Here is a 24,231-nt window from a genome sequence, read left to right on the forward strand (position 1 = left end):
TCTCCTCGTTCGGTGGTGGCGGGTCGGTGGCTCAGTACAGTTCGACCAGCCGCAGCGGTGTCCGCGCCTGTGGCTCCGCGCCCGAGGCGGTCACCACGACGGTCTCCGCCAGCTCGACCGCGCCACCGCCCGGCACCGCGACCTTGGTCCGCACGCCGAGCACCATGCCGGGCTGGGCGGCCACCGCGCTGTCGCGGGGCAGCGGTGGCGCCGCGCCGCCGCGCATGGTGACGATGCGGCACGCCGCAACGTGCCCGGCGGCCTCGCGGTCGAACGCCTCGTAGCCCGCGCGGAGCGGCTCGCCGGGCCGCAGCGCGGCCAGCAGCGAGGCCGTCGCGGCGCCGCAGCTGTCCCCGGCGGCGCGCAGCGGGCCGTCCGGCTTGCCGAGTACGGCGCTCGCGGCGGCGTATCCGGCGACGCCCGCCAGCAGGGGGTGCAGGACGTAGCGGACCGGTGTCCCGGTGATCAGCCGGGCGGTGCCGGGGTCGTGGCCCCGGACGGTCACCAGATCCGTTCCGGCCGCCCGGTCGTCCGTACCGGAAAAGCCATCCGTGCCGTACGGGTCGTACCAGCCCAGCAGGCCACCGGCCCGGCGGATCGAGCGGTCGACGTTGCCCGACAGCTCCCGTACGTCCATGCCGACGCACAGGTGGTCCATGACCGCGGTGTAGCCGACGGCGGCGAGGTCGGCGGCCGCGGCGACCGCGGGCAGTTCGCCGGGCTCGCAGCTCGCCAGCTCGGCGAAGAGCAGGTCGGCGGCGGGGCGCAGCCGTATCCCCGTGGCGTCGGCCTGTCCGGACGCATCCCACGGCGGGGCGGCGTCGACACCGACCGCGCCGTGTGCCACCCCGCCCGCGTTCAGCGCGGTGGTGAGGTCGCCGTCCGCCACGCGCGTCACCGTGCCGTCGGTGGTGAGCAGGACGGCGGCCGCGTCGGCGAGGCCGGGAGCCGACCCGAGGGCGTGGCGGCGCCCTCCGGGCGAGGTCAGCAGCAGGGCCGTGAGGCCCGCCTTGTCCATCTGTTCGCGGAGCCGGTCCAGCCCGGCTCCGGCCTGGCTCGTGGCCGTTGTCGCCACGGGACCACCGTCCTTTCGGATGTCTACGGGTGGGGTCAGCGCTTGAGGGGTTCGAAGGCCGTCTCGCGGATGCGCAGCGCGGCGATCCCGGCGACGGCGGAGGTGAGCACGAGGTAGCAGGCCGGGATCCAGGTGCTGCCGGTCGCGACGATGAGCGCGGAGACCAGCAGCGGGGCGGCGCCACCGAAGATCGCGGTGCCGATGTTGTAGCCGAAGCCGTACGCCACGGTGCGGATGCGGGTGGGGAACAGCTCGGCGAGCGTCACCTGCATCACGCCGTTGGTCCCGGCGAAACACAGGGCCATCAGGACCGCGCCGACCGTCGCCACGGCGAAGGAGCCCTGCGTCAGCAGCCAGTAACACGGGAAGCCGATGACGACCATGCCGAACGCCGAGATGGACAGCATCTTCTTGCGGCCGACCCGGTCGGAGAGGCGCCCGGCGTAGAGCACGGCGAACGTGCCGACGGCCAGCATGATGCCCGTGACGAGCAGGCCCTCCAGGGCGGAGAAGTGCATGTCGTTCTTCATGAACGACGGCATGAAGATGAACAGGATGAAGTAGCCGGAGCTGTTGAACAGCGGCAGCACGACCGTCATCGCCATCGCGCGGATGTTCTCGCGGGAGGAGAAGGCCTCGCGGAGCGGGCTGCGGGTCACCCGGCCCTCCTCCTCGGCCTCGGCGAACTCGGGCGACTCGTCGGCCAGCCGTCGCACGATCAGGCCCACCAGGCCGAGCGGCAGGGCGAGCAGGAACGGCAGCCGCCAGCCCCACGACTCCATGGCCGAGGTGGAGAGCACGGCGGTCAGCAGGGCGGTGAACATGGTGCCGAGCAGCATCGCGATGAACGTGGCGGCGTTGGCGTACGCGACCACCTGCCCCCGGCGCCCGTCTCCGGCGTGTTCGGCGAGGAACGAGTTGCCGTTGCCGACCTCGCCGCCCATCGCGAACCCCTGCACAAAGCGCAGCAGCACCAGCATGATCGGCGCCCAGGCGCCCGCCACGGCGTAGCTCGGCAGCAGGCCGACCAGGCCGGTGGACAGGCTCATCAGGACGATGAGCACCAGCAGGACCCGCTTGCGGCCGATCCGGTCGCCCCAGGACCCGGCGACGGCCGCGCCCAGCGGGCGGAAGAAGAACGGGATGGCGAAGGCCAGGAACGTCAGCAGGACGCTGGTGGCGGGGGCGTCGCTGGGGAAGAACACGACCGCGAGCGTCCCGGCCACGAAGCCGTAGACGGCGTTGTCGTACAGCTCGACGAAGACGCCGATGAGGCCACCGAAGATCGATGCTCTCGTCGCCTTCGTCGCTTTCGTCTTCGGAGCCGGGGGCATCTGCCCGACCGGCGGGGCTTCGGAGACCTTGCTGTTCACGGGGACTACCTTTCTCATGGGTGACGCCACGGCCACCGGAAGGAAATTTACGGCCGTCGGGCCGCCGGAGGGAGAGGGCAGGCGGAATTCATGAGAGCCGCAGCAGGGATACCGAATGCGCGACCCCGGAGACCGCCTCTCGAATGGTGTCGGAGTCCAATGCGAAGCTGGCCCGGAAATGGCCGGGGCAGCCATAGGCGTCACCCGTGATCACCACGACGCCGGAGGTCTCCAGCAGGTGCTCGGCGAGATCGGCGTCGGAGGTGAGCGCCGCCCCCGAGGGGGTCACGGCGCCCCTGAGCGCGGACGCGTCCGTCCATACGTAGAAGCCGCCCCCGGGGACCGACGGGCGCAGCCCCTCGATCGCGTCGAGCCCGGCCACGAGCAGGTCCCGGCGCTCGCGGTAGATCCGTACCGTACGGTCGATGAACTCCCGGCCGCCGTCGAGCGCTGCGGCCGCGGCCGCCTGGCTCACCGACGACGGGCACGACGAACTCTGCGACTGGAGCGTCCCGATCGCCCCGCACAGCGACGCGGCCCCGGCGCCGTAGCCGATCCGCCAGCCGGTCATGGCGTACGCCTTGGACACGCCGTTGACCAGGAAGACGCGTTCCCGCAGGTCAGGGGCTATGGTCACGGCGCTGGGGACCGGCTGCGCGCCGAAGTTGATCTCGTCGTAGATCTCGTCGCAGAGCAGCGAGACATGCGGGTGCGCGCGCAGCACGTCGGCGATCCGCCGTAGCTCGTCCTCGCTGTAGACCGCGCCGGTGGGGTTGTTGGGCGTATTGAGCACAACCCATTTCGTCCGGCCGGTGATGGCCGCGCGGAGCCTGTCCGGGGTGAGCTTGTACCCGTCCGCCGCCGTGGTGGCGACGATCACGGGACGCCCGCCGTTCACGGTGACCATGTCCGGATAGGACACCCAGTACGGTGCCGGGACGATCACCTCGTCGCCCTCGTCGAGCGTCGCCACGAACGCCAGGAAGATCAGCTGCTTGGCGCCGCCGCCCAGGCAGATCTCGCCGGTGCCGTAGGACTGTCCGGTCTTGCGCCGCAGCCGGGAAATGATCGATTTCTGCAGGGCGGGCGTGCCGTTCGCCGAGGTGTATTTCGTCTCGCCCTCGCGAATTGCCGCGATCGCCGCGTCCTTCACATGGTCCGGCGTATCGAAATCGGGCTCGCCGATCGTCAGCGGAAGTACCTTGCGGCCCGCCGCCTGAAATGCGCGCACCCGGTCCGCGACCCGGGAACTCGGTGATTCCTTGACGCGCGACATCCGCTCGGCCAGTACGGGGGTCGGCAGTACGTCGGGAAAGGACATCCCTTTCCTCCTTCGATGGTGCGTGGGGCAGTGGGCGCTGGTGAGATCGGGAGTGGGCGTCAGGACAGTGCGGCGAAAGCGGTGCGCGCGCGGAGCGCGACCCGGTCCAGGAGCCGCCGTCGCTCCAGATAGGCGGCGGTCGCGGCGGCGGCGCTGGTCCGGCGGAAGCGGATCTCCTGCCCGGGCCTGAGCTGCGCCGCGACATCCAGGGCGCGCGAGGTGAGCACCGCGAGCACCGGGTAGCCCGCGGTGATCCCCCGGCCGCGCATCAGGACGAGCAGCTCATCGCCCGCCGGAGCCTCGACCGCGCCGACCGGCACGCCTCGCGACAGCACCTCCCCGGTGACGGAGCGCTGCGGCACATGCCCGGCCACGCGGAGGCCGACATGGTTGATCCGTGGGGTGATCGTGTACGGGGAGTCGAAGAGCCGCTGGAGCCCGGTGCCGAACTCCGCGGCGTCGGGCCCCTCGATCACCTCCAGCGCCATGGGCACCCGGCCGATGTCGCGGGGGATGCCGAAGTCGAAGACCGTGGCCCCGAAGTGCCGGTTGACCAGCGGTCGATGGGAGCGGTGCAGGGAGAGGGACATTCCGGAGGTCACCGGGGTGCCGAACTCGATCATCGAGTCCGGCGCGCAGCTCCCCATCAGCAGGGGCACGTCGAACGACCCGTGCACGGCGATATACGCGCGCAGCCCCGTATCCGAGATGCCCACCCGCACCGTCTCCCCCGCCCGCACAGACAGCGGTGACCAGGCAGGGTGCGGCAGGCCGTCGACGGCCGGTTCTGCGGGCGCGCCGGTGACGGCCAGGAGGATGTCGTGGCTGGGCCGGAGCGTGACCCCGAACCCGGCGGCCTCGATGAGCGGTGCGGTCGGCGCGTTGCCGACCAGGGCGTTCGCGGCTCGCGCGGCGAACTGGTCGAGCGCGCCGTTGACCGCGAGACCGCGCGCGGGGCCCAGGGTGCGGCCGAGGTCCGTGACCACACACGCCGTCGCGGCCTCCACGTACAGCTCGGGGCGGTCAGTCATGGTCCCGGTAGCGCATCGGGACGCCGAGCAGACCGGCGTACGTGGCCTCGTCGACCGGGAAGAACCGGACCCGGTCCCCGGGCCGGTACGGCACGACGGCGTCGTCGCCACCGCTCCCACCGGTCCCGTCCGTCCGCAGGATCGTCAGCGGCGTACGGCCGATCTGCCGCCAGCCGCTCGGCGCGGCGACGGGCCCGATCACGGCCTGACGTCCCGCGACGGAGACCGCGCCCGGCGGCACCCGCAGCCGGGGCGTGGCGAGCCGGGGAACCGGGACGCCGAACTCCGGCCCGTCCGTCATGGCCGACGCGGCGGGCCCGCCCAGACAGCGGATGAGGTGCTCCTTCGCGCAGACCAGGCCGATGACCTCCGCCACCGACGCACCGACCACACCGGCGACCCACTCCAGGTCCGGGCCCGCGTCGCCGCCGAACAGCACCGGCACGTCGATCACCCCGGACGGCACCGCGCTCCCCACACCGGGGGCGGCGTCCCAGGACTGGATGTACGACATGATCGCGTCGCCCGTGGTGTGGTACGGGTCGAACTCCACGAGCACCGCGTCGTACGTCGGCACGGCGGACACCGTGGGGTGGATCTCGCCACGGTTCAGCCATCCCGCGAGCCGGTGCACGGCCGCCCACACCTCGTCGGTGTCGTCGCCGACGACGGTCACCCGCAGCGCGGCGTCGCCGCACGGCGATATGTCGATCTTGGGCGCTGTCGGCGGCGCTGTCGGCATGACCGTGATGCCGCCCGGGTCACGCCGCCTGAGCGCGGGCATCCAGCACCTCGTTCAGCGGCGCCACGCCGACTCCGGCGGCCAGCAGCTCGCCACGGATCCGCCGCGCCAGCTCCAGCGCCGCGGGACCGTCGCCGTGCAGCTGGACGCAGTCCGTGCGGACCGGCAGATCCGTGCCGTACCGGCTGGTGATGACCCCCTCGGTCACCATCCGGACGGTCCGGCGGGTGACCTCGTCCGGGTCGTGGAGCACGGCGCCGGGCTCGGACCGGGACACCAGCGTGCCGTCGTCCTCGTATGCCCGGTCCGCGATGCCCACCATGGCCATTCGCAGCCCGCGCTCCCGTGCCACGGCCGCCATCTCGCCCTCCTGCATGAGGATCACGAGCGACGGGTCGAAGGCCTCCACCGCGTCCGCCACCGCCTCGGCGTAGTCGCGCCGGACGACCACGAGGTTGCCGAGGCGGCCGTGCGGTGCCAGATGGTTGATCCGGGTGCCGTGTGCGCGGGTGAACCCGGACAGCGCCCCGATCTGGTACAGCACATCGGTGCGCACCTCGTCCGGCGTCAGATCCATCGCCCGGCGCCCGAAGCCCACCAGATCGGGGAAGCTCGGATGCACGCCGACGCCGACGCCGCGCTCCACGCAGGCCCGCACCGTCGCGTCCATCACCCGCGGGTCCCCCGCGTGGAATCCGCACGCCACGTTCGCCGACGTCAGCAGGTTCAGCAGCGCGGCGTCATTGCCCATGGTGTAGGCCCCGAAACTCTCTCCGAGGTCGGCCACCAGATCGACGACAGGCACAGTGAGGCTCCTTTTCCGCAGGGACCGTGTGCCGCTGGACACTAGATCCGGCGCGGCGCGGGCAGAAGGACACATCAGGAAGAGCCATGGGGGTAGTGCGGTTCCCGATGGCTCGGCGCAGGGGGATCGGCACAGGGGGGAGATGAGCGCTCGATGACTCAGGGACGCTGTGACCAGCGGGTCCGCGTCTTCGTCGAGGTCCGGGGCGGGCAGGACGACTGGCAGGAGGCCGAGGACCGGTTCACGCGGCACGGCTGGCCCGTCCGCACCCACAGCCCCGCCGGACAGGGCCCGCTGGGGGCCGGTGTCGAACCCGGGCCCGACGCACGTGTCTACGAGATCGAGGTGCGTCTCTTCGGCGTCGCCAGAGGAAGCGACCTGGGAGCCGCCGAGCGCGTGCGCAAAGTGGCGCGGGCAGCGCGGCTGGAGGCGTACGTACTGCGCGCCGAACACCTCCACCGGGACCGGGAGACGCGCTCACGGTGGCGCGTCATCGACGCGCGGCGCAGACGGGCCGCGCTGCGCTCGCCATGGTGCAGGCACGTCGCGGGCTGGTCGCTGGCGCGCGGCTCCTACGACGCCGGTGGCATCGTCACCGGCACCGTGGTGTTCGCCGCCCATGCCGTCCGGGCCAGTTGGTGGTTCTGGGGCATCCTCGCGTGCGCCGGTTTCGCGGGAGCGGCGCGTACCGGCTGGCGGCTGTTCCCCGACGGCAGGAAGGTGGGCGCCCTGCTGGTCCTGGCGGTGGCTTCTGGTGCGGCAGTGGACGTGGGGCGAGTGGGTCGCCTGGGTCGTACCTCTCGTGGTGCCCGCGTGGTGGGGTGTGGCCCGGCACCGCCACCACTTCTACGCGGCACCCGGCGACCGCACCAACGTCATCCTGCACACCCTCGTCTTCGTCGCTTCGCTGGCCGTCGCGGGCGGGTTCGCCCTCGACTCGGCGGGCAGGGCGGCGGAACGCATCAAGGGCGCGGCCGCGGACGGTACGAAGCCACCGCAGTACTTTGGCGGCCTTACCTGCTCATCGGCGTGGCGGGCGGCACGGTCGTCCTCTGGGACCAGGCCACCCAGGAGCCCGTGAAATTCCCCGCGAACAAGGCGTGGTTGGCACCGGCCGACGGAGGGGGCGGCTCCTGCGGGTGACCCCGGCGCGCGGAGGCGGGGCGCCGATCGCTCCCGTCTAAGGGAACTACTAGGGACTTTGCCCCCTTAATGCTGTAGGCGAGCACTGCTGCAGGGGAACGCTGGACGGCCAGTTACGGAGAAACATGCGTCAGCAAATCGACATCAACCTCATGATTCCGCTGCACGCCCTGCTGACCGAAGCGAATGTCACCCGCGCCGCCGAGCGGACCATGGTGGGGCAGCCCGCCATGAGCGCGTCGCTGGCGAAACTGCGCAAGCACTTCGGCGATCCCCTGCTCGTGCGCGATGGCCGCAAGATGGCGCTGACTCCGCTCGGGGTGTCCCTCCGGGGGCCGGTGGCCCAGGCGATCGAGTCCATTCACGCGGTGCTGGACACCACGTCCTCCTTCGATCCGGGCCTTCTCGACCGCACGTTCACCGTCGTCGCCAGCGATTACATAGCCATCGTCCTGCTGAAGCCCTTCCTGCAGGAGATCGCGGACGAGGCGCCGGGGGTGCGGCTGAACATCGTCGCGCCGCGCGACGGCGTCATGCCGTTGGTGCGGCGCGCCCAGTGCGATCTGCTGGTGGCGCCGAGCCCGATCGTGCCGGAAGAGATCCTGAGTTACCGGAAGCGAGATCTCTTCACCGACGAGTTGCTCGTCATCGCCGACAAGGGCAACGACCGCGTCGGTGAGACCGTCAGCGTCGAGGAGCTTCACCGGCTCGGGTGTCTGGAAGCGGTCCCGCAGGTCTTCCTGGAGCCGGATCCGGACACGCCCGACACGAGCGTCAGACGGATGATTTCCGCAGGCTACTTCTCGGGCGCGATGCACCTGGTCGCCGGGACGCGACTGGTGGCCCTGGCGCAGGCCCGGCTGTTCTCGCTGATCGGTCCGGCGTGCGGGCTGCGTGCGGTGCGGCTGGAGGCGGACGTACCGCCGCTGATCCACACCATGTACTGGCATCACCATCACACCGCCGACCCGGCGCACTTGTGGCTGCGCGACAAGCTCGCCCAGGTCGCGTCGGTGCTGCCGTAAGCCCGGCCCGGACCCACCGCGTCACGGCGGGCTCATGGCGTACTCGGAGGCGACGGACAGGGCGTCCGAGGTGGCCAGCACGGCGTCCAGACCCTTCGTGAGGCGGGCACCGCCGATCTCGCGGTGGTCGATCCCGGCCTCGCGGACGAGCGTGCCGAGGGCCGATTCGCGTTCCTGCCCCACCGCGATGACGACGGTGTCCGCCGCGACGACGGCTTCTTCCCCGTCCGGGCCGACCGTGTGCACGCCCTCGACGGTGATCCGCGAGAGTCGCGCTCCGAACACCGTGCGCACCCCTTGGCGGCGCAGCGCGTCGAGCGCCACCCACCGGCTGGAGCGGCCCAGCGCGGTGCCGAGACGTTCACCACGGTGCAGGATCGTGATGTGCCGCTCCGGCGTGGGCGCTTCCGCCGTGTCCGGTACGAGCCCGTAGTCGCGGCGGAACCGCTCCGCCGGATCGGCCGGGTCTCCGGAACCGGCATCGGCGTGTGCGGCGAAATGGGCGAGGTCGACGGCGACCCCTCCGCCACCAATGATGACCACTCGTTCGCCGAGCGCGCCGGGGGCGAACGCCTGCGGGTAGGACAGGACATGGGGCAGTTCGGCCCCGGGAATCGACACTTCGCGCGGACGGACCCCGGTGGCGATGAGCACCCCGTCGTACGACCGCAGGAGGTCCAGATCCGCAACCGCGATACGGCGTCCCAGGCGCACGGTGACACCGAGGTGGCGCAGTTCCTCGCCGAGGTGGTCGATGGCGGCCGCGTAGTCGGTCTTGCCGGGGACCCGACAGGCGAACCGGAACTGGCCGCCCAGCTCGGCTTCCGCCTCGTATAGATCGACCCGGCACCCCGACTCGGCGAGGGTGCGCGCGGCTTGGAGACCGGCCGGTCCGCCGCCGACCACCGCCAGCCGCCTCGGGGCACGCGGCGGACGCGGCAGATGTGGCGGGCGGAGGCGCGGGAACTCCAGCTCCCGCGCGGCCCGCGGGTTGACCAGGCAACTCACCTCGGCGTCGGACAGGGAACGGTCGATGCACGCCTGGTTGCAGCCGATGCAGATGCCACTCGACCGGTTGTCCCGGGCCCTGGCCACCAGCTCCGGGTCGGCCAGGAACGGCCGGGACATCGACACCAACTGCACCTGCCCGGTGGCCAGGATCGCCTCGGCCTGCTCAAGGCGGTTGACCCGGTTGCCGGTGATGACGGGAACAGGAGCCACGGCGCGGGCAAGGGCCTCGGCCACCGGTGTCCACACCCCGGGCGGCACCACAGCCTGCACGGTCGGCACCGGCGATTCGTGCCAGCCCACGCCGACGTTGAGCGCGTCGGCACCCGCGGCGACCAGCTTCCGCGCGAACCGGGCGACGTCGTCAGGGCCGCTGCCGCCGTCGAGCAGGTCGGCCCCGGTGAGCCGCACGATTACCGGGAAGTCCGGCCCCACGGCGGCGCGGACCCGGCCCGTCAGCTCCGCGCCGAACCGGGTGCGCCGCTCGGCGTCGCCGCCCCAGCCGTCGTCGCGGTGGTTGGTCAGCGGCGAGAGGAACTGGTCGACCAGATACCCCTCAGAGCCCATCACCTCGACGCCGTCGAACCCCAGGCGGCGGGCGTGCCCGGCAGCCTCCGCGAAGTCGGTGAGCGTGGCCTCGATCTCGGCCTCGCTCAGCGCCCGCGGCGTACACCGGGAGACCCGGCTGTACACCGCCGACGGCGCCACCGGGTGCAGCCCGAAGGCGCCCGGGCTCGCATACCGGCCCGCGTGGAACAGCTGCAGGGCGATCAGTCCGCCCGCTTCGTGTACGGCGTCGGCGACCCTGCCCAGCCGGGTGCGGAAGGCGGGGTCGCTCAGCACGCCGTAACCGGCCCCGCCCGCGCCCACCCGGCTGACCGCGGCGCCGCCGGTGACGATCAGCCCGGCGCCGCCCCGCACCCGCTCGGTGTAGAACGCGCTCAGCGCGGCGCCGCCGTCGTCACGGGCCTCAAGACCCAGGTGCATGGGGCCCATGACGATGCGGTGGGGCAACGTGAGCGTGCCGATCCGGAACGGCCGGAAGACATGGCCCAATCGCTCGGTCGTCACGGCGCGAGCGGCGCCGTCAGGTCTTCGGTGAACGGTGGCGCCACCACGGACAGGCCGCCGTCGACGACGAGGGTCTGTCCGGTGATGTACCCCGCCCCCGGGGACAGCAGGAACGCCACCGTCTCCGCCATCTCCTCCAAGGTGCCGGGACGCCCCTGGGGGATCTTCGACAGCACGCTGGAGATCGGGGCCATGCCGGGCACGCCGTAGAAGTAGTCGAGCGAGTCGGACTGGATGAGCCCGCCGCTGACACCGTTGACGTTGATGCCCCGCCCGGCGAACTCGACGGCCATGTACCTGACCAGGGCCTCGGTGGCCGCCTTGGCCGACCCCAGCGCGGCGTACGTCGGATAGGCGTGGGTGCTGCCGTAGCTCGACAGTGTGACGATCCGGCCCCCCTGCGGCATGAGCGGCACCGCGCGCTGCGCTCCGAGCAGGAAGGCGCGGACGTTCATCGCGTAGGAGCGGTCGATGTGGTGCAGCTTCAGGTCCATGATCGACTTGAACGCGCTGGCCGCCGCGTTGGACACGAAGTGGTCGAGGCGGCCGTACTCCTCGCCGACGGCGTCGAAGAGCCGGTCGATGTCCTCGGGGTTCTCGACATCGGCGGCCACGGTGATGGCCTGCCCGCCCGCCTGCTCGACCAGCTTGCGGGTCTCCTCGGCCAGCTCGGCGTTCTTCTTGTAGTTGACGACGACGCTGCCGCCGTCGCGCCCGAGGCGTACCGCCAGGGCGCGGCCGATGCCCCGCGAGGCTCCGGTGATCAGGGTGACCTTGGCGTCGCTCATCGAACCTCTCCCAGCACGTCGCGTGCGATGACGGTCTTCTGGATCTCGTTGGTGCCCTCTTCGAACCGCTGCGCCCGGGCGTCGCGGTACACGCGCTCGATCGGGCTGGACTCCCAGTAGCCGATGCCGCCGTGCACCTGGAGCGCCTTGTCCGTGACCCGGGTGAGCATGTCGACGGCGTTCAGCTTGGCCATGGAGGACAGCCGGGAGGACGCCGCGTCCCCGGCCTGCCACTGCCGCGCCGCGTGCAGGGTGAGCTGGCGGGCGGCCTCGATGTCGGTGGCGTTCTCGGCGAGGGAGAAGGAGATCGCCTGCCGCGCGGCCAGGGGCTTGCCGAACGTCGTACGCCCCTTCGCGTGGTCGACGGCCAGCTCCTGGGCGCGCCGGGCGAGGCCGACGCACGTCATGGCGACCGAGATCCGGCTGGGCGTGAGGAAGCCGCCCAGCGCCACCTCCAGGCCCCGGCCGACCTCGCCGAGGCGGTTGGCGACCGGCACCGGTGCCCGGTCGAAGCGCAGATGCGCGTGGTCGGTCCCCCGTACGCCCATGGTCCTCGACATGGGGTCGACGGTGACGCCGGTCGTGTCGCGCGGCACCATCAGCGCGACGGTCCCGTCCTTGCCGGTGGTGCCCTCCAGCCGGGCGAACAGCAGCCAGTAGTCGCATTCGACGCCGAAGGTGATGAGGTGCTTCTCCCCGGACAGGAAGTACGTGTCGCCCTCCTGCACGACGCTGCACCGCAGGTCCGCGCCGGTGCCCGCGGTGGGCTCTGTGAGCGTGAACGCGACGGAGATGTCGGTGGACACCTGGGGCAGCACGAACTGCTTGCGCTGCTCGTCGGTGGCGAACTGGTCGATCGCCCGCCACACCCCGTTGTGGACGTGCACGAGCATGCGCAGCGACGCGTGCGACATCGAGAACAGTTCCATCAGCTCCAGGAACCTCGGGAACTCGATGCCCAGGCCGCCGTACTCCTGGGGCGCTGCCAGCCGCAGGTACCCGCGGTCCCGCAGGTCCTGCTTGAGCGCGTCGGGCACCCGGTGCGTGGCTTCGATCTCCGCCGCGTACCGCTCGCCGGGCCCGCGGACGAAGTCCTCGATGTCCGCCGCCAGTTGCTGGAAGTCCTTCTCGTCCATGCTCACGCCCCGCTCCTCATCAGCTTCTGAATGTGTTCGCGCAGAAGGAACTTCTGCACCTTGCCCGCAGGGTTGCGGGGCAGCCGGTCCATGAACTCCAGCCGCTCGGGCCAGTACGGCTTGGCGACCTGGCGCTCGTCCAGGAAGTGGCGCATCTCGGCGAAGCCGAAGTCCCCGTCGGCCACCACGAAGGCGCAGGCCCGCTCCCCGAGCCGCGGATCGGGCATCGCCACGATCGCGACATCGCGCACCGCGGGGTGGGTGTGCAGCAGCTGCTCGATCTCCCCCACGGGTACCTTCTCGCCGCCACGGTTGACGACGTCCTTCACCCGCCCGCTGATGCGCACGTAGCCGGACTCGTCGATGACGGCGAGATCGCCACTGCGGAACCAGCCGTCGGCGGTCAGCGCCTCGGCCGTCCACTCGGGACGGTCGAAGTAGCCTTCGAACATGCACGGGCCGGAGATCTCGAAGTTGCCTTCCTGCCCGGCGGGCAGCACGGCACCCTCGTCGTCCGTGACGCGCAGCCGGATGCCTTCCAGGGCCCGGCCGTCCGTGCCCCACATCTTCGTGGGTTCGTCGCTGGGCGCGGACAGCGAGCCGAGGCACGTCTCGGTCGTCCCCCAGGCGCCGCACACCGACGTGCCCAGCACCTCGGTCGCCCGCTCGGCCAGCGCGCGTGGCACCGCCGCCCCGGTGGCGACGAAGATCCGTAGCGCGGCCGGGGGCTCCCCGCTCTCCTCGACCGCCTCCACGAGGTCGCCGAGGAACGGCGTCGCGGCCTGGACGAAGGTGCCCTCGTACCGGCGCAGCAGGCCGAGGGCGGCCTTGCCGTCCCACACCGGCTGCAGGATCAGCGGCACACCCCGCAGGACCGCGAGCCACATGCCGTAGAGGAAGCCGGTCTGGTGCGCCAGTGGCGACGGGACGAAGACCCGGTCCTCGCCGGTCAGTCCGAGGTGGTGGATCTCCATGGCCGCTGCCCTGGTCAGCGCGTCCATCCGGTGCAGTACGCCCTTGGGCTCGCCGGAGGTGCCGGAGGTGAACAGCAGCTGGGCCGGGGCGGCGGGCTCCGGGCGCCGGGCGTCGAGCCGGTCGCGGTCCGGGGCGCGGCGTACGGCCTCGGCGAAGTCGTACCAGCTCGTCCCGGCCGTCTCCGGCGTCTTCGGTGGCACCGACTTTCCGCCGATCACCAGGACGTGTTCCACGGCGGGAGGTTCGTCCATGCGGAGCAGCTCCGCCACTTCGCCCGGGTAGTCGCGGCCACGGAAGCTCGCCGGGACCACCAGCACCCGGGCCCGGGAGCGGCGCAGCATGAAGGCCGTCTCCCGCTGCCGCAGCATCGGCATCAGCGGGCAGCTGACCGCGCCGATACGGGCCACGGCCAGGGCGAGGGCGACGAACTCGGCCTGGTTCGGCAGCTGGTAGGCGACCGGCTCGCCGGGCTGTACGCCGAGGTCGAGCAGGAGCGTGGCGATCCGGTCGACCTGCTGGTCGAGGTCCCGCCAGGTCCAGCCCAGCTCCCGCCGCCCGTCGGTGCCCGGGTCGAACACGGCGGGGTCATCGGGACGGGTGTCGGCCCATCGGCGCAGGTGGTCCCCGATGGGGACGGTGGCGGCGCGGGCGGGCGCGGTGAATCCGGCCGGACCGGAGTCCGTCTGGCGGGCATCCGCTTGGCGAGGCGTACGGGCCTTCTCGGCCTTCTCGCCCTTCTCCACCGACACGTCCAGCCCGATGCGGTTCATGTCGTCGAGGAAGCGCGGGTAGGAGATGCGGTAGGCGTTCGGGTAGGTCAGCCGGGTCTCACCGGCGGCCGCCGAGCCCGCGACGGCCAGCGACATGAGCACCCGGTGGTCGTTGTACGAGGAGAGATCCGCCCCGGTCAGCCGCTCCACACCGTGGCAGAGCAGCTGCTCGCCGCGCTGTTCGATCCGGGCGCCCATCTTGTTGAGCTGCGTCATCGCCGCGACTCTGTCGGACTCCTTGAGCCGGACGTGGCCGATGTTGTCGAACACGGTGGTGCCATCGGCCACCGACCCGAGCACGGACAGCATGGGCAGCATGTCGGGTACGGCCCGGCAGTCGATCCGTACGGGGTTCAGCCGCGTGCCCTCGTGGCGGACCCGCACCATGCCGGTCTCGGGGTCGGACGTCATCCGCACGCCCATGTCGGCGAGGATCTGCAGCACGTCCGCCTCGGGGTGGTCCACCTCGTGCGCGGGTACGGCGGGCAGGCCCCGGAACAGTACGTCGGCCGGGTGCAGCGCCGCCGCGGCCAGCCCGAACGCCGCCGAACCGACGTCCGGGGGCAGGACCACCGTGGCCGGGGTGGGCTGCTGGTCCGGGGCGATCTCGAACCGCCGCCCGTCCTCGGACACCTCCACGTACAGGCCGAACTGCTTCATCATCCGGACCGTCAGGTCCACATAGGACCGCTCGTTGAACTCGCCCTCGACCGTGATCACACTCGGCCCCGTCGCGAACGGCGCCACCAGCAGCAGCCCCGATATCCACTGCGAGAGTGTGCCCTGGATCCGCGCGTGACCGCCCTTCGGACGGCTCGGCCGTACGGAGATCGGCGGGCAGCCGGTGGGCGAGTCAAGGTCGACGCCGAGGTCGGACAGCGCACGCAGCAGCGGGCCGATCGGACGCCGCTGGAAGTACTTCTGCCCCACGACGGTCACCGGCGACTCCGCCAGGCAGGCGAGTCCGGCGAGGAAGTAGAGCGTCGTTCCCGAACTTCCCACCGAGACCTCGGACTGCCGCGGGCGGTACGGACCGCCGTGCACGACGAAGGCGTCGCCGTCCACCTCGATCCGCGTACCGAGGCTCCGCAGCGCGGTGAGGGTGTGCCGCACATGGCCGGCGTCCGACAGCCCCACGATCCGGCTGACCCCCGGGGCGAGGGACGCCAGGATCAGGGCCCGGTGCGCATGATATTTCGAGGTAGGAACGGCGAGTTGTCCCGTAACCCGATCGGACAACCGCTTCACTAATAGCCGCAATTCCAGTCTCCAAATCCACTGGTTCATAAAGGATTTGCATCGCTTCCGCAGAGAAAGAGCTGCGGAGAAAGAGCTGCTACCTACCTCGAATTCATCGATCAGGTACCGAAGATTACGGTAGCGCCCCGCGAGTCAGTTTGAAAACGATGACTTTCCCATGGCTGACATCACTGTCATCGATACCTGAGGCCGGAACACATCGAATGCGGAGACTTCCGCAGCGATTCGCCGGAGTGTCGAGCGAAGCCACTGCTGCGCGGGATCCGCCGCGGACTGTGGATGCCAGTACATTACTTCGGTCACGGTGGGCGTCGGCGCCTCGATCTCGGCCGCGCGAAGCCCGAGCGCCCGGCCGAACCTCTCGAACAGCCGCCGCTGTGTGATGGTGAACATCCGGGTGCCCGGCAGCATATGCAGGGCAGAGGTCAAGGTTTCCGTCGTGGCCACCGGGTTTCCCGCCAGCGCGTTCTTCGGGAAACCCGTCTCGGCCTGATCCATGGCGGATCCGGTCACCCGCACATACGGCAGGCGCGCCATGTGCTCGGCGGACAGCCGCTCACCGACGTCGGGATGGTCATCGGTGACCACTCCGACGAAGTCGTCGCAGAGCAGCACGGCGCCGGGAAAGGCGGAGGTTCCGTCGGAATCCGCTGCCTGCTGCCGCAGTACGAGGTCGCACTTCTTCGTGCGCAGCATGTCCAGGTGCCCGTCCTGCTGCCAGATCAGATTGATCCGCACCTGCGGCGCCAGGTCGGCCGCCTCTTCCAGCAGCGGTCCCATCAAGAGGACCGCCGAATAGTCGTCGGCGACCACGGTGAAGGTCCGCCGGGCGGAGGCGGGGTCGAAACTCGCCGTGCCGCCCAGCAAATACCCGATCTGTGACAGGACTTCTTCGAGCTGCTTCTCCAGGGATTCCGCCAGGGGGCTGAGAGCCCATTCGCGGCCGTCCCTGAGCAACAGCGGGTCATCGAAGACGCGACGCAGCTTGGCCAGCGCGGTACTCATCGTCGGCTGGCCCACGGAAAGCCGCTCCGCGGCCTTCGTCACGCTTCGCTCGACGAGGAGCGCCTGCAGCGGCACCAGCAGATTCAGGTCCATCGTGGCCAGATTCGGGGTCCTCATCGCTTCTTGGCCACGATGTGCCGGTAGCTGTCGACCGGCGGCATGAACTGCGCCGGCAGGAGGCCCATCTTCTTCAGCAGCTTGGTGGAGCGGCTGTCGTAGTAACCGGCGAAGGAACCGCCGACGGCCTCCGGCCCCACACGCTTGGCCATATGACGCTGGACCACACCCATCCGCTGCCCCCGCAGCGCCTTGTAGAAGGAGCCGTCGGGAGCCAGCCGCCGGTGAACCGCGGCCCTGACCTCCTCCGAGATATCACGCTCGTGGATCCATTCCAGACCGAGGTCCTTCTCCTTCAACTCCTGCATGTGCGCATGCCGTTGGGTGGTGAACAGATCGACGTGCGAGAAGTAGCCGCCCGGCTTGAGAACCCGCGCGACCTCGGCGAGGAACTTTTCCAGGTTGGGATAGTTGTGCGCGCTCTCGATGTTGAGGACGACATCGAACTCCCCGTCCTCGAAGGGAAGGTTCTCCGCGTCGCCCTGGACGTAGCTCAGCCCGTCCCTGGAGAGCGAGGCATTGGCCCGCTTGACGGCTTGCTCCGACAGGTCGAGGCCGACCATTCCGGCCGCTTTGGTGACGCGGGAGAGGAAGTTCAGCCCTTCGCCCAGACCACAGCCGACCTCCAGCACGGACTTGTCCGCGAAGTCGTCCAGATCGAAGGGTACCTGCTTGAGCGCGAAGAAGTAGAGCTCTTCGGAGAACCCGTCGGTGTCGTAGTTCAGGAAATCCGGGATCCTCGCGTTCATCTCCTTGGCGATCTGGTCGTCATGAAATCCCCAGTTCCACAGGATTCCCTTCTTCGACATCTGCGCCTGCAGGTCGTAGCTGGTGGCGATGTTGTTCTTGAGCTTCCCGTCCTTGGCGTCCCCCCGGTTCCGTTCACCGTTCAGGTTGATCTCGTTGACGCTCGTGAACAGTCCGTACATATCCTCGCGTGTACCCATGGTCTTCCTCTCTTGCTGTGTTTACTTCTTGCTGTGTTTACTCGGTGGGGGCGGGCGCCTGGTCCCGGAGCTGGCGGCGGAGTTCGTCGACCAGCGGGCCCAGTTCATCGGCGTGCTCCGCCGCGCCGAAGGCGTTGAAATCCGGGCGTATCAGAAGGGCCGTCACACCGGCCCCGGCCAGATAGGGCAGATAGCGGTCCTCGATATCGACCACGGTGTCGGCGTCCAGGCCCTCCGGCGCGGTGCCGTGGGGCAGCACATGGACGATCCGGGTGCCGAGGCTTTCGAGGAACTCCCGCTGTCCGGTGTCGAGATGGGGCCTCGGGTCAACCGATGCCAGCAGCACGAAGCCGAGCCCGATCACCTCGTCGAACGGGCCGGTCCGGTCCCCGCTCGCCACCCGGGCCTGGGGGGTCAGGGCACCGGCCGGGCGGATCGGCGTGCCCTCCGCCGTGCGGTGCAGCAGCCCCTCGGACAGCGGGATCGGCGTCGACATGGGCAGGGCCGTCACACCGCTGCGCTCCCGCCCGGCAAGCATGATCGCGTCACGGTCGGCGGCCGCGACGGGGTCGGTGACACAGATGACCTTGCCCAGTTTCACCGAGGTGGTGATGGCGTTCTGGACGTGCGCGCGCCGTTCGGCGGTGTAGGTGTCCAGCAGCCGCTCGTCCGCGAGCCCGCGCAGCACGAGGTCGAGTTTCCAGGACAGGTTGGCCACGTCCCGGAATCCCGAGCACATGCCCTGCCCGGCGAACGGGGGCATGAGGTGGGCGGAGTCCCCGGCGAGCAGCAGCCGTCCGGCGCGCCACTGCCCGGCCCACCGCGCCTGGAAGGTGTAGACGGCGTGGCGTTCCAGTGTCGCGTCCTCGGGGCCAATGTCGAACATCGCGAGCATGCGCCAGAGGGTCTCGGTCTTCTTCAGCTCGTCGATGCTCTCGCCGGGCAGCCGCATGAACTCGAAGCGGCGGTGTCCCGGTCCGGCGGACACCGCGGTCCGGGGCCGGGCCGGGTCGCAGATCTGCAGGTTGTTCGGCTGGAACGCGCGTGGCTCGTGCAGCACCACATCGCAGATCAGCCAGTCGTAGAAGAACCCCAGGTCGGTCAGCGAGGTGTCCATGCACTCGCGCACGAAGCTGTTCGCGCCGTCGCATCCGATGACCCAGCGTGCGGTGAGGGTGCGCTCGTTCGCGTCGGTGTCCTCCGCGACGATGCCGACGTGATCCCCGTGGTCCTCCAGCTCCACCACCTCATGGCCGCGGATCAGCTGGAGGTTGGGGAAGTCCTCGCCCCGGGTGATGAGGGTCGACTCCAGCCCGGGCTGATACATCGCCGTGGCCTGGGGCCAGCCGCAGTGGCCGTCCGCCGCGCTCTCCATGTAGACCAGCGTTTCGCCCGCCGCGTTGCGCCAGCCGTAGTCCCGGGAGTTCTCCCCCACCTTGTCCAGAAACTGCCCGATCCCCGTGGTGGCGAGGATCCGGGCGGCCTCGTCGTCGAAGCCGACGGCGCGTGGCATGGGGTAGGGCTCGGGCCAGCGCTCGATGACCGTCACCCGCCAGCCGCGCTGGGCCAGCATGATCGACAGCACCTGGCCGACCGGCCCGTAGCCGATGACGGCCACGTCGGAGTCGGGTCGCATCGTCGTCTCCATCTCGCCCGGCCCTCAGCCGTTCCCGGCCAGGATGTCCTTGACGACGCTGTCGTACTCGGCCGGATCGATCAGGGTGCGGATCTTCTCGTGGCCGTCCTCGACCCGCAGCAGCCGCTTCCCGGTCAGCACCAGCTGGCCGTTGGGCAGTGCGCGTCCGCGCAGCGCGGTGCCCGCGAACAGCGAGTCGCTGACGACCTCGCCCACGCCCGTGGCCTCCGGGCTGTCCCACTCGGCGACCTCGCGGGGCCGGAGTTCGAAGCGGTAGACCGGCCGCCACTCCCCGGTCCGGTCCTTGCGTTCCAGGACGTGGTAGGCGCCTTGTCCGGTCAGCCGGTAGTCGCATCCGTACTGGTGGCTGACCTCGTCGGACACCCGCAGCGGCTCCAGGTACGACGGCCCGGCGAAGCCCACGTCGACCAGCCAGATGTCACCGTCGAGCCGCACACAGCCGAAGGTGTGCTCCAGGTCGGGGCCGAACCGGCCGTTCGGCCACCGCTGCGATGCGGCCAGCAGCTCGACCTCGTAGCCCAAGTCCGCGAGCAGTCGGCGGAAGAGGCCGTTGAGGTCATGGCACACTCCCCCGTTGCCGTTCACCACGATGTCGGTGAACGCCTGGTCGACGTCGAAGTCGACCACGTTCCGGAAGCCGGTGAAGCTGTTGATGAAGTGGCTGCTGTCGTACGCCACCGACATGAGGTGTCCCTTGTGCAGCGCCCGTAAGGTCTCGATGGTGGGCTCGGGCTCCCCCGTGAAGCCGATGCGGCGCAGATAGGTGTCGACCTCGAACATGCGGTTTTCTCTTTTCCCTTGGATCGTCACGCGGTCACGTCGTCCCACTTGACCAGCAGTTCGCGCAGCCGCGTGACCACGAGTTCGCGCATCATGTCGTCGTCCTGCGCGGCCCTCGACATGGCGGATTCCAGCTTGTCCAGCTCCTCCGCCACGGACGCCGGTGTGACGGCGAGACCGGGCTGCAGCGCTTCCAGCATGGTGTCGGCGATCATGCCCGCGGTGGGCTGATCGAAGATCAATCCGGGTGGCAGCTCCAGCCCGGACAGCTGGTTCAGCCGGTTGCGCAGCTCCAGCCCGGTCAGCGAGTCGAACCCGATGTCCAGCAGGGCGACACCATCACGCACCAGGTCCCGTTGCGCGTGTCCCAGCACGCTCGCGGCCTCGGCGCACACCACCTCGACCAGCGTCCGGTGTTGTTCCGGCGCGGGCAGCCCCATCAGCCGGGACAGCAACTCCGAGGCGTCCCGCTCGCGTTCCTCCGATCCGGCAGGCTCCGCCGCCGTGAGCGCGGCCACCTCGGGCAGACCACGCAGCAGCGGCCGGTCACGTGCGACCAGATAGGAGGGCGCGAACCGGGTCCAGTCGATGTCCGCCACCACCAGGTGGCCTTCGTCCGCGTCCATCGCCTGGGCCAGGGCCGATACGGCGGGCCGGGGCGCCATGAGCCCCACTCCGGCGTCGGTGAACTCGCCCGCCACGGACGCGTCGACCATGCCCCCACCGGCCCAGCCGCCCCAGGCCACGGCGGTGGCGGGGCGCCCAGCCGCCCGGCGGCGGCGGACGAGCGCCTCCACGAACGCGTTCGCGGAAGCATAGGCGCTCTGCCCGGCGGCGCCCCACACGGCGGCGCCGGAGGAGAACACCACGAAGGCATCGAGTTCATGGTCGGCCAGCAACTCGTCCAGATGCGCCGCACCGGCCACCTTCGCCAGGCCCACCCCGGCGAACCGCTCGATGGTGGTGTCGGCGAGCCGCCGCGGTTCCTGCGCGACCCCGGCCGCGTGGAACACGGCGGTCACGGGGTGGCCGTCCGGCACATCGGCGATCAGCCCGGCCAGCGCCGCGCGATCGGACACGTCGCAGGTCTCGATGGTGACGCGTGCGCCGAGCGCGGTCAGCTCCGCCTCAAGTGCGGCCGCGCCCTCGGCGTCCCGCCCGCGACGGCTGAGCAGCAGCAGATGTTCGGCGCCCCGACCGGCGGCCCAGCGCGCGACATGGGCACCGATACCGCCCGTACCGCCCGTGATGAGGACCGTACCGCGCGGCGTCCATGGCGACGACGGCACCACGTCCGCACCGGCCTTGGCCCGTTCCAACCGGCGCGCGAACACGCCCTCCGGGCGGATCGCCACCTGGTCCTCGCCGTCCACGCGGTCCGCGACGTCCGCGCCGTCCGCCCCGGACACCATCGCGACCAGGTGTTCCAGCGCCCGCTGATCGGGCTCGGCGGGCAGGTCGACGAGACCGCCCCACGTCTGTGGGTGGTCGAGGGAGAGCACCGTGCCCAGGCCCCACATCATGTGCCGATACGGGCTCGTCAGCTCGCCGTCGTCCCTGACGGCCACCGCACCCGCCGTCACACACCACAGCGGCGCCGTGATGTCCCGGTCGCCGAGCGCCTGCACGAGCGTCACGGTCGCGGCGAGTCCGGCCGACAGGGTGGGGTGCGGGTGATACTGACGATCGTCCAGGGCCAGCAGGGACACCACCCCCGACAGGCCGCCCGCCACGGTGGCGAGTTCCGCACCGATGAGATCGGCCAGTGCCTGACGCTCCTCCTGGTCCACCGTTACGCGCAGCACCTGGCCGCCGCTCTCGGCCAACGCGCCGTCGACGGACTTCACCAGCGGGTCGTCGTATCCGGCGGGCACCACCAGAAGCCAGGTGCCTGTGCTGGTGGCTGCCGCGGGCGCGGCGATCGGCTGCCACGCGATGCGATAGCGCCACCCGTCCACCATCGACTGTTCCTGTCGACGGCTGCGCCACGAGGACAAGGCGGGCAGAACCTCATCCAGCGCCGCCGTCTCGACGTTGAGCGTCTGCGCCAGGGCGTGGGTGTCGCCGCGCTCGACAACCTCCCAGAACTCGGTGTCGGAGTCGGTGGTGTGGGGTTCCGTGTCGGCTTCGCCTTCGAGCCAGTAGCGCTGGCGCTGGAAGGCGTACGTCGGCAGATCGACGCGGCGGGCGCCCGCGCTCGCGCCCGCGCCCGCGCCCGCGAACACCTGCGTCCAGTCGACCGTGATGCCGCGCGTGTGCAGCCGTCCTACGGCGGTGAGCAGCGCCCGGCGCTCATCGGCCACATCGCGGCGCAGGGTGGGTACGCCGCCCTCGCCCGCCATCGCGGTCAGGACGCCGTCCGGGCCCAGCTCCAGGAACGTGGCCACGCCCTGCCCTCGCAGGGTCTCCACGCCGTCGGCGAACCGGACCGTGCCACGTACGTGCTCGACCCAGTACTCCGGCGAACACAGCCGCTCGGGCTCGGCCAGCTCACCCGTCAGGTTCGACACCACCGGCAGTCGCGGCGTGGCGTAGCTCAGACCGGCCACGACCTGGCGGAAGTCGTCCAGCATCCCGTCCATCAGCGGCGAGTGGAAGGCGTGCGATACCCGCAGCTTCTTGACCCGGCGTCCCTCAAAGCGCCCCGTCAGGGCGAGAACGGCGTCTTCCGTACCCGACACCACCAGCGAGGTCGATCCGTTGATCGCCGCAATGCTCACGCCCTCGGTCAGCAGCGAGGCGACCTCATCCTCGGTGGCCTCGACGGCCACCATCACACCGCCTTCGGGCAGGGCCTGCATCAACCGGCCCCGCGCCACCACCAGCGCGGCCGCATCCTCCAACGACCACACACCCGCTACGAACGCCGCCGCGACCTCACCGATCGAATGCCCGGCAACGAAGTCCGGCCGCACACCCCACGACTCGACCAACCGGAACAGCGCCACCTCGACGGCGAACAAGGCAGGCTGGGCGAACCCCGTCTGATCCAACAGCTCGGACTCGCCGAACACCACCTCCTTCAACGACCGCTCCAGCAGACCATCCACGGCCGCACAGACCTCGTCGAACGCCTCTGCGAACACCGGATACGACGCGTACAGCCCGCGCCCCATCCCGATCCGCTGCGAACCCTGACCCGTGAACAGCACACCCAGTCGGCCAGCGACCACTTCCTCACCGCGCATGGCGGACAGCGCGTCCCGCGCCTCGTCGGCGGACTCCGCCACGACCACCGCACGGTGATCAAGCTGTGCCCGTGACGTGGCCAGTGCAAAGCCCAGATCAGCAAGGCTCACTTCGCGGTCGGAGTCCAGATACGACGCCAGCCGTTCCGCCTGTGCTCCCAGCGCGTCCGCAGTCTTCGCCGACACCACCAACGGCACGGGACCATCGGACACCGCAGGCTCAGCAGCCTCGTCCTCGACGGATTCGAGAATCACATGCGCGTTGGTCCCGCTGATGCCGAACGAGGACACCGCCGCACGTCGGGGCCGGTCCAGCTCCGGCCATTCACGCGCCTCAGTCAGCAGCTCCACCGCACCGGCGGACCAGTCGACCTTCGGCGACGGCGTATCGACGTGGAGGGTCTTGGGCAGCACACCGTGCCGCATCGACTCCACCATCTTGATCACACCGGCCACGCCCGCAGCCGCTTGCGCATGCCCGATGTTCGACTTCAACGACCCCAACCACAACGGACGATCCGCCGCACGCTCCTGCCCGTACGTGGCCAGCAGCGCCTGAGCCTCGATCGGGTCGCCCAGCGACGTACCGGTGCCATGCGCCTCCACCACGTCCACATCGGCGGCCGACACACCCGCGCTGGCGAGGGCCTGGCGGATCACTCGCTGCTGCGACGGTCCGTTCGGCGCCGTGATGCCGTTCGACGCACCGTCCTGATTCACCGCGACACCGCGAACCACGGCCAGGACCTGGTGCCCATTCGCCCGCGCGTCCGACAAACGCTCCAGCAGCAACAGCCCGACGCCCTCGGCCCACGCCGTACCGTCCGCACCCGCCGCGAACGACTTGCACCGACCATCCGGAGCAAGACCACGCTGCCGCGAAAACTCGACGAAACTGCCCGGCGTCGCCATCACCGCGACACCACCGGCCAGCGCCAGCGAACACTCACCCGACCGCAGCGCCTGCACGGCGGAATGCATCGCCACCAACGACGACGAACACGCCGTATCCAC

The 24,231-nt window shown here is 70.6% G+C and carries 17 protein-coding genes; 2 read left to right on the plus strand and 15 right to left on the minus strand.

The window, feature by feature from the left end:
- Positions 1-31: 31 nt before the first annotated feature.
- From ACWC5C_RS31895 to ACWC5C_RS31920, 6 genes are all read right to left on the minus strand, one after another.
- Complete coding sequence (locus tag ACWC5C_RS31895; RefSeq protein WP_450881085.1) at positions 32-1,075, minus strand: M24 family metallopeptidase; 1,044 nt, start codon at positions 1,073-1,075, stop codon at positions 32-34.
- A 35-nt stretch (positions 1,076-1,110) separates the two neighbouring features.
- Positions 1,111-2,448: an MFS transporter gene (locus tag ACWC5C_RS31900; protein ID WP_450881087.1), complete on the minus strand. Its 1,338-nt coding sequence runs from the start codon at positions 2,446-2,448 to the stop codon at positions 1,111-1,113.
- An 88-nt stretch (positions 2,449-2,536) separates the two neighbouring features.
- Positions 2,537-3,769 carry an aminotransferase class I/II-fold pyridoxal phosphate-dependent enzyme gene (locus tag ACWC5C_RS31905; RefSeq protein WP_450881088.1) on the minus strand — a complete coding sequence of 411 codons (1,233 nt, stop codon included), beginning with the start codon at positions 3,767-3,769 and terminating at the stop codon, positions 2,537-2,539.
- Between the two features lie 59 nt (positions 3,770-3,828).
- A complete protein-coding gene (locus tag ACWC5C_RS31910) occupies positions 3,829-4,800 on the minus strand; it encodes a 5-oxoprolinase subunit C family protein (protein WP_450881089.1) in 972 nt (323 codons plus the stop codon).
- Positions 4,793-5,584, minus strand: coding sequence for a 5-oxoprolinase subunit B family protein (locus ACWC5C_RS31915; RefSeq protein ID WP_450881091.1), 792 nt, complete (start codon positions 5,582-5,584; stop codon positions 4,793-4,795). The genes ACWC5C_RS31910 and ACWC5C_RS31915 overlap by 8 nt, the downstream gene beginning before the upstream one ends.
- Positions 5,562-6,368, minus strand: a complete 807-nt coding sequence (locus tag ACWC5C_RS31920; RefSeq protein WP_450881123.1) for a LamB/YcsF family protein — start codon at positions 6,366-6,368, stop codon at positions 5,562-5,564. Before ACWC5C_RS31920 ends, ACWC5C_RS31915 begins: the two co-directional genes overlap by 23 nt.
- Before the next feature lie 132 nt (positions 6,369-6,500).
- Between ACWC5C_RS31920 and ACWC5C_RS31925 the strand changes: the two genes are divergently transcribed.
- Positions 6,501-7,490, plus strand: a complete 990-nt coding sequence (locus ACWC5C_RS31925; protein WP_450881093.1) for a hypothetical protein — start codon at positions 6,501-6,503, stop codon at positions 7,488-7,490.
- A 125-nt stretch (positions 7,491-7,615) separates the two neighbouring features.
- The gene (locus ACWC5C_RS31930) at positions 7,616-8,515 is read left to right on the plus strand and encodes a LysR family transcriptional regulator (RefSeq protein ID WP_450881095.1); all 900 of its coding nucleotides are present in this window, start codon (positions 7,616-7,618) and stop codon (positions 8,513-8,515) included.
- 21 nt (positions 8,516-8,536) lie between these two features.
- Here the strand turns inward: ACWC5C_RS31930 and ACWC5C_RS31935 are convergent, their stop codons facing one another.
- The 9 genes from ACWC5C_RS31935 to ACWC5C_RS31975 all read right to left on the minus strand — a co-directional run.
- Positions 8,537-10,594, minus strand: a complete 2,058-nt coding sequence (locus tag ACWC5C_RS31935; protein ID WP_450881097.1) for an oxidoreductase — start codon at positions 10,592-10,594, stop codon at positions 8,537-8,539.
- Complete coding sequence (locus ACWC5C_RS31940; RefSeq protein ID WP_450881099.1) at positions 10,591-11,382, minus strand: SDR family oxidoreductase; 792 nt, start codon at positions 11,380-11,382, stop codon at positions 10,591-10,593. The genes ACWC5C_RS31935 and ACWC5C_RS31940 overlap by 4 nt, the downstream gene beginning before the upstream one ends.
- Complete coding sequence (locus tag ACWC5C_RS31945; RefSeq protein ID WP_450881125.1) at positions 11,379-12,518, minus strand: acyl-CoA dehydrogenase family protein; 1,140 nt, start codon at positions 12,516-12,518, stop codon at positions 11,379-11,381. Before ACWC5C_RS31945 ends, ACWC5C_RS31940 begins: the two co-directional genes overlap by 4 nt.
- Before the next feature lie 2 nt (positions 12,519-12,520).
- Positions 12,521-15,523 (minus strand): 3-phosphoshikimate 1-carboxyvinyltransferase, encoded by a 3,003-nt coding sequence (gene aroA / locus ACWC5C_RS31950; protein ID WP_450881127.1) that lies wholly within the window; start codon positions 15,521-15,523, stop codon positions 12,521-12,523.
- A 132-nt stretch (positions 15,524-15,655) separates the two neighbouring features.
- Entirely contained in the window at positions 15,656-16,621 is a 966-nt protein-coding gene (locus tag ACWC5C_RS31955; RefSeq protein WP_450881101.1) for a LysR substrate-binding domain-containing protein, read from the minus strand.
- Between the two features lie 20 nt (positions 16,622-16,641).
- Positions 16,642-17,592, minus strand: coding sequence for a class I SAM-dependent methyltransferase (locus ACWC5C_RS31960; protein ID WP_450881103.1), 951 nt, complete (start codon positions 17,590-17,592; stop codon positions 16,642-16,644).
- Positions 17,593-17,629: 37 nt separating this feature from the next.
- Complete coding sequence (mhpA, locus tag ACWC5C_RS31965) at positions 17,630-19,228, minus strand: bifunctional 3-(3-hydroxy-phenyl)propionate/3-hydroxycinnamic acid hydroxylase MhpA (protein ID WP_450881105.1); 1,599 nt, start codon at positions 19,226-19,228, stop codon at positions 17,630-17,632.
- A 24-nt stretch (positions 19,229-19,252) separates the two neighbouring features.
- Positions 19,253-20,029 (minus strand): arylamine N-acetyltransferase family protein, encoded by a 777-nt coding sequence (locus ACWC5C_RS31970; RefSeq protein WP_450881107.1) that lies wholly within the window; start codon positions 20,027-20,029, stop codon positions 19,253-19,255.
- A 26-nt stretch (positions 20,030-20,055) separates the two neighbouring features.
- On the minus strand, positions 20,056-24,231 hold a 4,176-nt coding region (locus ACWC5C_RS31975), incomplete at its 5' end, for a type I polyketide synthase (RefSeq protein WP_450881109.1).

Source organism: Streptomyces sp. NPDC001700 (assembly GCF_053596435.1).

Bases quoted from the DNA above. Each gene is read 5' to 3' on its own strand.
- ACWC5C_RS31955 (WP_450881101.1), bottom strand. From the start codon at position 16,621: ATGGACCTGAATCTGCTGGTGCCGCTGCAGGCGCTCCTCGTCGAGCGA.
- mhpA (WP_450881105.1), bottom strand. From the start codon at position 19,228: ATGCGACCCGACTCCGACGTGGCCGTCATCGGCTACGGGCCGGTCGGC.
- ACWC5C_RS31970 (WP_450881107.1), bottom strand. From the start codon at position 20,029: ATGTTCGAGGTCGACACCTATCTGCGCCGCATCGGCTTCACGGGGGAG.
- ACWC5C_RS31960 (WP_450881103.1), bottom strand. From the start codon at position 17,592: ATGGGTACACGCGAGGATATGTACGGACTGTTCACGAGCGTCAACGAG.
- ACWC5C_RS31905 (WP_450881088.1), bottom strand. From the start codon at position 3,769: ATGTCCTTTCCCGACGTACTGCCGACCCCCGTACTGGCCGAGCGGATG.
- ACWC5C_RS31945 (WP_450881125.1), bottom strand. From the start codon at position 12,518: ATGGACGAGAAGGACTTCCAGCAACTGGCGGCGGACATCGAGGACTTC.
- ACWC5C_RS31930 (WP_450881095.1), top strand. From the start codon at position 7,616: ATGCGTCAGCAAATCGACATCAACCTCATGATTCCGCTGCACGCCCTG.
- ACWC5C_RS31915 (WP_450881091.1), bottom strand. From the start codon at position 5,584: ATGCCCGCGCTCAGGCGGCGTGACCCGGGCGGCATCACGGTCATGCCG.
- ACWC5C_RS31925 (WP_450881093.1), top strand. From the start codon at position 6,501: ATGACTCAGGGACGCTGTGACCAGCGGGTCCGCGTCTTCGTCGAGGTC.
- ACWC5C_RS31940 (WP_450881099.1), bottom strand. From the start codon at position 11,382: ATGAGCGACGCCAAGGTCACCCTGATCACCGGAGCCTCGCGGGGCATC.
- ACWC5C_RS31910 (WP_450881089.1), bottom strand. From the start codon at position 4,800: ATGACTGACCGCCCCGAGCTGTACGTGGAGGCCGCGACGGCGTGTGTG.